Raw genomic sequence first — 9,590 nt, 5'->3', positions numbered from 1 at the left:
TCATGTTCATCTGCCTATCCTTAACTCTCTATAGAGTAAATTGAGATAGGCAGTTACACAAAATTAGTTACAGTCTCTTTTTGTTTTAATGTTTTAAGGTTCTCGTAGGAATACTGCCTCTGTATATGCCACTCTACCTTATTCCTTGATTTGTATTCTAAATCAATATTCCACCTACCCAGATAAGAAACCGCGCTTGGTTGAAGCGAGAAAAAGCAGCCATCGCATTCAGGTTTTTTAAAACGTCTTACCCCAATGTTCGAAAAAGCTGGAGTTATCGATTTTAGATAGTATTTGCCAGTTTTAACTTTGACGAGTTTTGGGAGGTGTTTCTCGTTAGCTTGACTACCCTCGAATTGCTGTGTGCTAGGTACTTTTAATCCGCGAATAACAAATATTTCACCACTGTTTAGCTCTTCAAATGTCATTCTGTGAATACCAGCATCGGCTAGTATAAAAGACTCGTTCTGACTTAGCGCCTGTTCATCGGCGCTAACCTCGTTGATTAAAATTGCCATCAGTAAAAAAACTAACAATCTCATAGCTCACCAGTTTTCTAATTCAAAAGCCAATATATTTAGAGAGTTCATCTCTAAGGTTGGTGTATTTTTCTTTGTACGGCGCCTTAAGTGACATATCGTCAATCAATTTAAACAACCGCTTACACTCATTAATGAGTTTCATTTCGGCTTTATCTTCTTTGATTGCAATTTGTAGAAGACATTGTAATAGATTAAGCGCAACCCCTGTATTTACAGGAGCAAAGCCTTGAGCAAGGGCAAATGAAGCTTTAGCACGTTCGTAATCTTGCTGCTGATAGTGTTGAATGCCTTCGCGGTTGAACTGTTGATAACTGGCTAAGTTTTTCTGAGCATTGAGGGCTTGCGCATCCAGCATGTTTAGACTGTTTTGGTCGAGCTCATCCTGTCTTGAAGTTAAAAGTGCATTCAACTGTAGCGCATCATCAAACTCACCCAGTTTATACATAACGTTAATACTGTCAGGAATAAACGCGGTAGGAACTTCCGTGTACTTATCGTCAAGCAGTGTTTGTGACGTTGTTAAGTGGCGTTTGGCATCAATCAGTTTGCCGTCTATAGCGCTAATTCTAGCGTTGACGATTGTACCAAATATATCTACGTCAAAATCTCTGTCCATTTTTTGAAGATGTTCATCAAACTTTCCTCTTTGCAGAGTTAGTAATGCTTCTTGCTGATACTTATTGCGCTGGCGCTTGTCGTCTGCAAACTCTGCGACATCTAAAAGGCTTCGGATAATACCGCACCAGTGTAAACTTGTTTTGTGAACGGTTCGTTTCGATAAATCCCAGATCGCTTGGCTTGAACTCGCTGCCAGCACTAAATCGTCATTTTGCCGACCTATTTCACAGGCTTTGAAATGCCTGGGTAAGGAGTAGGGTGACAGTTTTATTGCTTCTTTTATTGCATCAAGTGCTTTGTCGCCAGCTGTGGTGGCTTGGTGTGCTTGCGCAAGAATATCGTGGGCGTCTGCATTGAACCGGTTACGCTTTAGCGTTCTCTTGGCAATTGAAATCGCTTTCTCATATTCCTTTAAAAGCAAGTAAGTTTTTCCAATAGCTATTTGTGCCCACAGCACGGGTTTTCCGTCAATGTAGTCACGTAACACATCTAGCGCTTTATCGGGTTGCTTTATACGCCAGTATAGCTCGACTAATAGCTGTTCACAGTGACCTTTATAGTGGGAAGGGGCGTCAAGTAACGCTTCGATATGGTCGATCGCACTGTTTATTTCACCCTGTTCAACGAGACTAAACGCTTGCTGGAGAAACTGTCTTTTTTGCCACGCACGAACAATACGAGACTTCAGCTGAACTTGAGAAAAGGGCTTAATTAAAAAATCATCGGGTCTACGTTCAATACTACCCAACACTATCGGTCGAGCGCTATCTGCGCTTATCAGAATGAACACCGATGTGGGACTGATAAGCCTTCGAGTGCGCAACTCTTCAATGAGCTCATAGCCATTTTTGTTGTCAGCTCCCAGGTGTAGATCACAAATGACAATATCAAACTTATGCTTTTTACATAGTGATACCGCTTGTTCAGCAGATGACTTCGTAACTACATCAGATGCGCCCATCGAATGCATCAGCCCCTTTAATAAAAGAAGGAAAGGGCGTTGGTCTTCAACAATCAGTACTTGTTTGTTGCTAAATTGCATTTCAAATCCATGAATGAGCGCGCGATTACTTTATAGGAGTATATCTAATTTTAGATAATAAGCTTAAGAAAAACATTATCTTGCCGAAAACATAAGTATACATATGAAGTTGTAAATAAGAATGTCGCTAGAAACTGTCGAAGCTCGTGAGCAAATACCTATTGACCCCAGTATATACTGGGAGCGCAGTGGTGTGCTTGCTAAAGCATCTGCGCAGGGAGCGTTGTTCTCTTTATATCTTGCTATGCAGCAACATAGTGTTGCCGAGCCATTTGAAATTGAAGCGGTAGCGTCAGAATCTGATGATAAAAGCAGCATCGAATCCAAGCTTGCATCGTTAAATTATTATAGAAGGCCATCGCTAGCTGCTAATGAAAGCGAATGGGGCAGAATGCGCGTTTTGTCTGAGTTAGTATCTCAAGACTATGCAGCAGCAAGATTATATTTAAGTATGAATCCCTCTCCACTATCACAAACTGATGATGCTAAACGTCTACCCGACGATGTAGTAGATAATTGTAGTTTGGCAACACAAAAGCGGTTGAAAAAGGAATACGCTAACACCGTGAAGGAAGATAATACGCTGCTATACGATATCCTTTCATCACAAGATAAAGAATACCATTCACAACAAGAAAATTCGTCACACCTCACATCTTTTGAGAATATTGCATAGCAGTCATTTCAATTCGTTGTTGCGTGCTAAGTTTGGGTTGACGTAGGAGCGCTAATTCGTATCCGCCCTAGTTTTTATCATTCCTTTTTGTTATATTGCGCGCCGCATTTTTGCACTGGTCTTACGCTCCAATCAGCAAAGGTTAAAATATGTCTAAATATATTGTATGCGCAATGTATAAATTTGTTGCGCTTGAAAACTTCAAAGAAATCCGCCAACCGCTTCTCGAAACAATGGAAGCTAATGGCATTAAAGGTACACTTCTTCTTGCCCACGAAGGGATAAACGGTACGGTTTCTGGTACCCGCGAAGGTATCGACGCATTACTTGCTTATTTAAACAGCGACGAGCGTATTAACCCTATTTCTTGCAAAGAATCTCTTCACGATGAACAGCCGTTCTATCGCACCAAGGTAAAACTGAAAAAAGAAATTGTGACCATGGGCGTTGAGGGTATTGACCCTCGCAAAACCGTTGGTACTTACGTAAAACCTAAAGACTGGAACGCACTTATTAGCGACCCAGATGTTACGGTTATTGACACGCGAAACGGTTATGAAATTGAAATTGGTACGTTCAAACACGCTATCGACCCTAAAACCGAAACGTTTCGTGAGTTTCCTGAATACGTAGCGAAAGAGCTCGACCCGTCAAAAAATAAAAAAGTGGCTATGTTCTGCACCGGTGGTATTCGCTGTGAAAAATCGACGGCTTACTTGAAAGAGCAGGGGTTTGACGAGGTTTATCACTTAGAAGGCGGTATTCTACAGTACCTTGAAGATGTACCGAAAGAAGAGTCATTGTGGGAAGGCGATTGCTTTGTATTTGATAATCGCGTTGCAGTTAACCATGACTTAGAGAAAAGCCATTATGAGCAGTGCTACGCGTGCAGACTTCCAATTACTGAAGAAGACAAGCAGAGTGATAAGTATGAGCCGGGTGTAAGCTGCCCACACTGCTTTGGTACCCATACCGACGATCAAATTGCTCGCTTTAGAGAACGTGAAAAACAGGTTCAGCTGGCAAAAGAGCGTCAACAAGAGCATGTAGGAACGGAAGCGCGTTTGACCATGGAACAAAAGCGTCAGGAAAAAGCAGAAGCTCAACGTTTACGCGCACTTAAAGCAAAAGAAAATCAGGCGTAGACAGCTAGAAAGAAGGGCGTTACACTCGTGCTTATTGCAGTTGAAATAAGGAATGCGAGTGAGCACTCAACTTTCAGAATCTAAAATTGAAGAAATTAGAAAGGACTTCAGCTTTTTCGATCGTGATGGCAACGGCCAAATCGATTTGCCGGAGTTCATCGAGCTTCTAACCGTTATTTCACCAAAAACGAAAGCTAGCCACGTACAAGAAGGCTTTAAGCTTATCGATAGTAACGATGACGGTTACATCGACTTTGAAGAGTTTTTGGAGTGGTGGCAAGAAGGATGGTGGGAATACTAAGTTTAAACTTAGTAACACTTATCGTCGACTGAGGCTTTTCGACACGCTAGGCTAAGCGTGGAAACGAGGGCTAGGCCACGTAAAAGAGCCAATTGAAAACGAGTGCTTTTAAGCACTCGTTTTTTTATGTGTTGAGTTTGGCCATTCGTGTTGGGAGTGAGATATAGCTTCCTTTGAATAGCCTTCAATGTCGGCTTCGAGCCTTGAGTTCAACTGGTGAATGCAACGCTATCCTTACTTGAGGAGGAACGTTGCTATGAAACAAAGAAAACGTATTTATTACTCACCTGAGCAAAAAGCGCTAATTTGGGACAGATATAAGCAAGGTGATTCGCTACATGACATCGCTAGAATGTTTGACCGCTTTCACTCTTCTATTATGCCAACCATCTATCAAACGGGTGGGTACCGGCCACCAGAACGAAAAAGACATCCACAGTCCCTCTCGCTTGATGAAAGAGAAGAGATATCACGATGCTTAGTCAGTAAACAATCTATTCGAGAAATTGCCAGACGTTTGTCTAGAGCGCCATCTACAATAAGTCGTGAGATAAAAAGAAATGGTGGGTTGAAGCACTACCGTGCCGTAAAAGCAGAGCAACGAGCATTGGACGAAGCATTAAGGCCTAAGCCATGTAAGTTAATCGGATCCCCAGAGTTGTGTAAACTTATAGCTGTTAAGCTTAAAAGAGCATGGTCACCACAACAAATTGCGGGTTGGTTAAAGCGACAATATCCCGATAATCAGGAAATGTACGTGTCTCACGAAACCATCTATAAAACACTCTTCATTCAGACGCGAGGGGCGTTGAAGAAAGAGTTGCAACGATGCTTGAGAACGAAGAGAGCCGTCCGAAAGTCTCGCACGTCAACGCTAAAAGGCAGAGGCTTAGGCCAAATTCCAGATGCCTTGTCAATCAGCGAGCGCCCAGCTTCCGTTGAAGATAGAGCTGTGCCTGGGCATTGGGAAGGAGACTTAATATGTGGTTCAAAGAATAGCTATATTGCAACGCTCGTTGAACGCCACTCTCGTTATGTAATGCTAGCCAAAGTGGAAGATAGTAAGTCATCTACTGTTATTGCTGCGCTAATTAAACAAGCCCAAAAGCTACCAAGCGAATTGTATAAATCACTCACGTGGGATAGAGGTCGGGAAATCAAAGACCACAAACAGTTTACACTGGCGACTGACATCAAAGTGTATCTGTGTGATCCTCACTCTCCGTGGCAACGGGGTTCAAATGAAAACACTAATAGGCTACTTAGACAATATTTCCCCAAAAGCACTGACTTGTCAGTACATAGTCAGCAAAAGCTCAGTAGCGTCGCAAGACAACTTAACGAAAGACCCAGAAAGACGCTAGACTATGAAACACCAGCACAGAGATTTAACCAGTGTGTTGCATCCATCGATTGAACTCACAGCGTAAAGCGGATATTGAAGGTTACTAACGCGCTTGTCCGTTGTAGACAAGGGGCGAACGTTCTACGCCCAAAGCAGCGACAGCGTTGGCTGTCCGACTGACTTTGTTTGTTAACCTCGAATTGCTCCAATGCCTCCGCTGCAGGCCTGAAGTAGGCGTTTGTATAAGATTACAATTGATAACCATTTAATCTTCCCCTCAAATAACTGCTTTCTTCTTTTAAACGGAGTCAAGCTTTCAGAGAGTTAATTGTTTTAATATTTTCACTTCGTTACGATGTATAGGGCGGTATAGAGTATGTACCCACAGCATGTGCTACTAAATCACTCACCCCCTCAGAGTACAGAGAAACCTCCCCAACCACGAGAGTACGGCCGACTTTTATCAGAGAACATTCCGCAATGATTCGCTCATTTGACGATGGCTTACGTAAGAAGTTGATGTTAAGGCTAGTTGTTACTGCCAATGGCACGATGCCAATTTTACCAAGTATCGCCACATAAAGTGCCACATCAGCCACACTCATTAAAACAGGCCCCGAAACCGTTCCGCCAGGACGTAATTCATCCTGACCTACATGATGAGATACAGTCGCTCCACCGTCGCTCACTGCTTCCACAACGCATTTGCTTTGTGGAAACTCCGATTTCATGAAAGCGATAACTTCTTCTTTTGTAGCTGTCATTGAGACTCCTTAAATATTTATTCACGTTTATAGGCACCTGGTGAAGCGTTGCTCCAAGACTTCTATACCCCATTGTAAGCCTAGTTTCTCTTCCACCAATGCAAAGCCCTGACTTTCGTAAAGAAGCTAGAATTTTATCGTCCCGTTTGATCGTCCAAATCTCATTGCTTGGGTTATCTAGCCTTCCAATAAATTCCGCCATGCTACTCGCCACTGAACATGCAAATCCCGACAAAATCAGGCACTGACTGTGTTGATTGACTAGCGAAAGCTACGAACTGTTAATCAAGTTCGACCACTATTTTACCAATCTGCTGATTTGACTCCAGATAGTGATGCGCTGCTACTATCTCTTCAAATTTAAAGCTTCGATCAATGACAGGCTTGAGTGTTCCCTCGGATAAACCCGAGTGGATAAATTGCTTTGCTCTGCGAAAACGCTCGATATCTTTTATAACTTCAGTAAAAACATACCCTCTAACTGTCAGACTTTTACGAAGTGCTATTTTTAAGGGAAAAGGAGTGACTTCGGGACTTAATGCTCCGTGTGCTATTATTGTTCCTTCAGGGCTCATTGCTTCAGCAATTTCAGCTATCTGCGGCCCACCGACAGCATCAAATGCGACTTTTAAATTGTTTGCTCCCAAGATGCTTATCAAGCTATCCAGCAGCGGTTCTTCTTGGGTTGCAATCACATGGGCCGCGCCAGCCTTGAGCACAGCAGCCTTTTTAGCTCCTGTTAGAGTTGTAGCGATAGGGATACCCCCCAGAGAATTCACAATTTGAATCGCAGCCAATCCAACACTGCTCGATGCAGCGGTTATCAGTACTGCATCGCCTTTTTGCACGTTAACAATTTCGACCAAAGCGCCATAAGCTGTCAGGTACTGCATCCAAGCTGCTGCGCCTTCAGCAAAGGTTAGCCCTGCTGGTTTGAGTGCCACATATTCACTTGGTACGACAACCTCTTCTGCGTAGCAGCCATTCTGAGAAAGCCCCATCTGAGGGACAATACAAACCTCGTCCCCAAGGCGAAAATGATTTACCTCTTCCCCGACTTCAATGACTATCCCGGATGCTTCATAGCCGATTCGCGAAGGGAAGTCAGCCTTTTCTATATAGCTGCCTCGCCTAAACATGGCATCAGCACGATTGAGCCCAACAGCTTTGACCGCAATACGTACATCAGTGGCCTGCAAACTTGGACTCGCCAGCGAGTCAATAGTTAATACCTCGGGACCACCTAATTCATGGAAACGAACAGTTCGAACTAGTTTTCTTGGGCTCATATGCATCCTCCACAATATCTTTTTAAGCAATTACATCAATAACGACTTTACCCATGGACCCCAACTCTACAGCATTATGTGCATCCATTGCCGTGTCAAGGGAGAAGCGTAACGGATCGAGTAGTGGCTTAATTTGTCCAGCTTCAACGAGAGCCGTAATTTGCCGCAGAATGTCACCATGATGTTTGCGCCCCTCTCCGCTGAGCTGTGGGTGTAATACAAAAATCGCTGATAATGTTGCAGAGCGCAATGACGACGGTGCCAGGTTATGTGAGCCGAATGCAGCACAGCTTAAAATATGTCCATAATGTGCAATGATACCTAATGAGGCATCGAGTACAGAGCCACCGACAGTGTCGTAAATGATATCGAATTCTTTGCCTTGGGTGTATGCGTCCACGTACTCAGCAGGGCTTGCAGTGTGATAATCAATTGGCGTGGCACCAAGCGCCTTGAGCCGTTGTTGTTTTCCAGTCGATGCAGTGGCATAAACGTCGGCTCCTAAGGCCTTAGCAATTTGCACAGCTACATGTCCAACTCCGCCAGCTCCACCTTGGATAAGAACTTTCTGGCCCGCTTTAACATTCGCCTTGTCAACCAAACCTTCCCAAGCGGTAAGTGCAACCAGAGGTAAAGCCGCAGCTTCACGCATGGACAAATTTTTCGGTTTGAGAGCAAGTAACTCAGCATCTACGTTGGCATATTCAGCCAATGTTCCTTGCAATCCTCGCACTCCGCCAGTCAGACCATAAACGGCATCGCCTACTGCAAAGTCGGTGACGCCGTCGCCGATCGCAACAATTTCTCCAGCTAAATCGGTGCCAAGTACTGCGGGTAATTCCGGCATAGCATAAGGAGCGGTACCTTGGCGGATCTTGTAATCAATAGGGTTGACTCCACTTGCAAATATTTTTACTTGCACCTGACCTGCTGATGGAGAGGGTAAGTTAATCAGGGCATCCCGGAATACTGTACCCTCTTCATAGCTATCTAATACCAAAGCACGCACTTGTCTGTTTAACGCTGTCATCAATAACCTCACAAACTGAATATTCAGCGGGTGGTTAAATCACCCGCTGGTTAATAGGTCTTTTATTAAACGAATTAAAACTCTTGAACAGTTGGGCGCAGAACAATCTCGTTGATATCCACATCCGCAGGCTGCTCAATTGCGTATGCGATAGCACGAGCAACAGATTCAGATGGAATTTCATTTTGCTGATAAAAATCTTTTACAAAGGCCGCACCCTGAGTATCTGAACTTCCATGTTTTAATTCAGATTCGACTGCCCCCGGTGAAATGATTGTTGAACGAATTTTACCCCCAACTTCATGGCGTAAGCCTTCGGCAATAGCGCGAACAGCGAATTTGGTTCCGCTATAAACCGTGCCGCCGGGACTGAATACTTTGATACCCGCTACGGACGAAATATTGATAAAGTGGCCGGATCCCTGTTCCTGAAAGATCGGAAGCGCTGCGGCGACTCCATACAGCAGACCTTTAACGTTGATGTCAATCATGCGATCCCACTCGTCAACTCGAGTCTCAGCTAACGGTGCAATCGCCATTAACCCTGCATTATTGATAACCACATCAACTTTACCGAAGCGCTCTTGTGCAAGATTTACAAGGGCCTTCACTTCGTCCTGGCTAGTCACATCTGTCGCTTGAACCGCAACTTTTCCGCCCGCTGTGCGTATGTCAGCAGCAATAGCTTCAAGCTTGTCGATGCGTCGGGCACCTAAAACAACAGATGCGCCAAGACTGGCTAAATGTCTTGCCGTGGTCTCGCCTAAACCGCTGCTACCACCGGTGATCACAACGACCTTACCACTGATGTTGTTTGCTAAAACACTGCTCATAGTTA

10 protein-coding genes are annotated in these 9,590 nt (G+C 44.0%); 4 read left to right on the top strand and 6 right to left on the bottom strand.

Annotated elements, in window-relative coordinates; translation table 11 throughout:
* Window positions 1-53: 53 nt before the first annotated feature.
* Together WA381_RS15625 and WA381_RS15620 are read right to left on the bottom strand one after the other, a co-directional pair.
* Window positions 54-542, bottom strand: a complete 489-nt coding sequence (locus WA381_RS15625) for a hypothetical protein (RefSeq protein ID WP_156086430.1) — start codon at window positions 540-542, stop codon at window positions 54-56.
* Window positions 543-561: 19 nt separating this feature from the next.
* Window positions 562-2,202 carry a response regulator gene (locus tag WA381_RS15620; RefSeq protein ID WP_061485884.1) on the bottom strand — a complete coding sequence of 547 codons (1,641 nt, stop codon included), beginning with the start codon at window positions 2,200-2,202 and terminating at the stop codon, window positions 562-564.
* A 121-nt stretch (window positions 2,203-2,323) separates the two neighbouring features.
* Here WA381_RS15620 and WA381_RS15615 point away from each other — a divergent pair, with 121 nt between their 5' ends.
* The 4 genes from WA381_RS15615 to WA381_RS15600 all read left to right on the top strand — a co-directional run bounded on the left by WA381_RS15615 (window position 2,324) and on the right by WA381_RS15600 (window position 5,741).
* Window positions 2,324-2,878: a VC2046/SO_2500 family protein gene (locus WA381_RS15615; protein ID WP_156086431.1), complete on the top strand. Its 555-nt coding sequence runs from the start codon at window positions 2,324-2,326 to the stop codon at window positions 2,876-2,878.
* A gap of 149 nt (window positions 2,879-3,027) precedes the next feature.
* Window positions 3,028-4,023, top strand: coding sequence for an oxygen-dependent tRNA uridine(34) hydroxylase TrhO (gene trhO, locus WA381_RS15610; protein WP_014949513.1), 996 nt, complete (start codon window positions 3,028-3,030; stop codon window positions 4,021-4,023).
* Window positions 4,024-4,081: 58 nt separating this feature from the next.
* The gene (locus WA381_RS15605) at window positions 4,082-4,324 is read left to right on the top strand and encodes an EF-hand domain-containing protein (RefSeq protein ID WP_012518428.1); all 243 of its coding nucleotides are present in this window, start codon (window positions 4,082-4,084) and stop codon (window positions 4,322-4,324) included.
* Between the two features lie 256 nt (window positions 4,325-4,580).
* Window positions 4,581-5,741: an IS30 family transposase gene (locus WA381_RS15600; RefSeq protein ID WP_156086432.1), complete on the top strand. Its 1,161-nt coding sequence runs from the start codon at window positions 4,581-4,583 to the stop codon at window positions 5,739-5,741.
* A gap of 278 nt (window positions 5,742-6,019) precedes the next feature.
* On the opposite strand, the gene WA381_RS15595 is transcribed toward WA381_RS15600, so the two are convergent.
* From WA381_RS15595 to WA381_RS15580, 4 genes are all read right to left on the bottom strand, one after another.
* Window positions 6,020-6,433, bottom strand: coding sequence for a PaaI family thioesterase (locus WA381_RS15595; RefSeq protein WP_156086433.1), 414 nt, complete (start codon window positions 6,431-6,433; stop codon window positions 6,020-6,022).
* Window positions 6,434-6,714: 281 nt separating this feature from the next.
* Entirely contained in the window at window positions 6,715-7,722 is a 1,008-nt protein-coding gene (locus WA381_RS15590; protein ID WP_156086434.1) for a zinc-dependent alcohol dehydrogenase family protein, read from the bottom strand.
* Window positions 7,723-7,744: 22 nt separating this feature from the next.
* Window positions 7,745-8,752 carry a zinc-dependent alcohol dehydrogenase family protein gene (locus WA381_RS15585; protein ID WP_156086435.1) on the bottom strand — a complete coding sequence of 336 codons (1,008 nt, stop codon included), beginning with the start codon at window positions 8,750-8,752 and terminating at the stop codon, window positions 7,745-7,747.
* A gap of 74 nt (window positions 8,753-8,826) precedes the next feature.
* Window positions 8,827-9,585: an SDR family oxidoreductase gene (locus WA381_RS15580; RefSeq protein ID WP_102790696.1), complete on the bottom strand. Its 759-nt coding sequence runs from the start codon at window positions 9,583-9,585 to the stop codon at window positions 8,827-8,829.
* Between the last annotated feature and the right edge of the window lie 5 nt (window positions 9,586-9,590).

Source organism: Alteromonas sp. CH_MED4-4, from assembly GCF_037029575.1.
Lineage (GTDB): Bacteria > Pseudomonadota > Gammaproteobacteria > Enterobacterales > Alteromonadaceae > Alteromonas > Alteromonas macleodii.
Note: the sequence above shows the minus strand (reverse complement) of the source record. Positions and strands in the feature narration are given on the sequence as shown.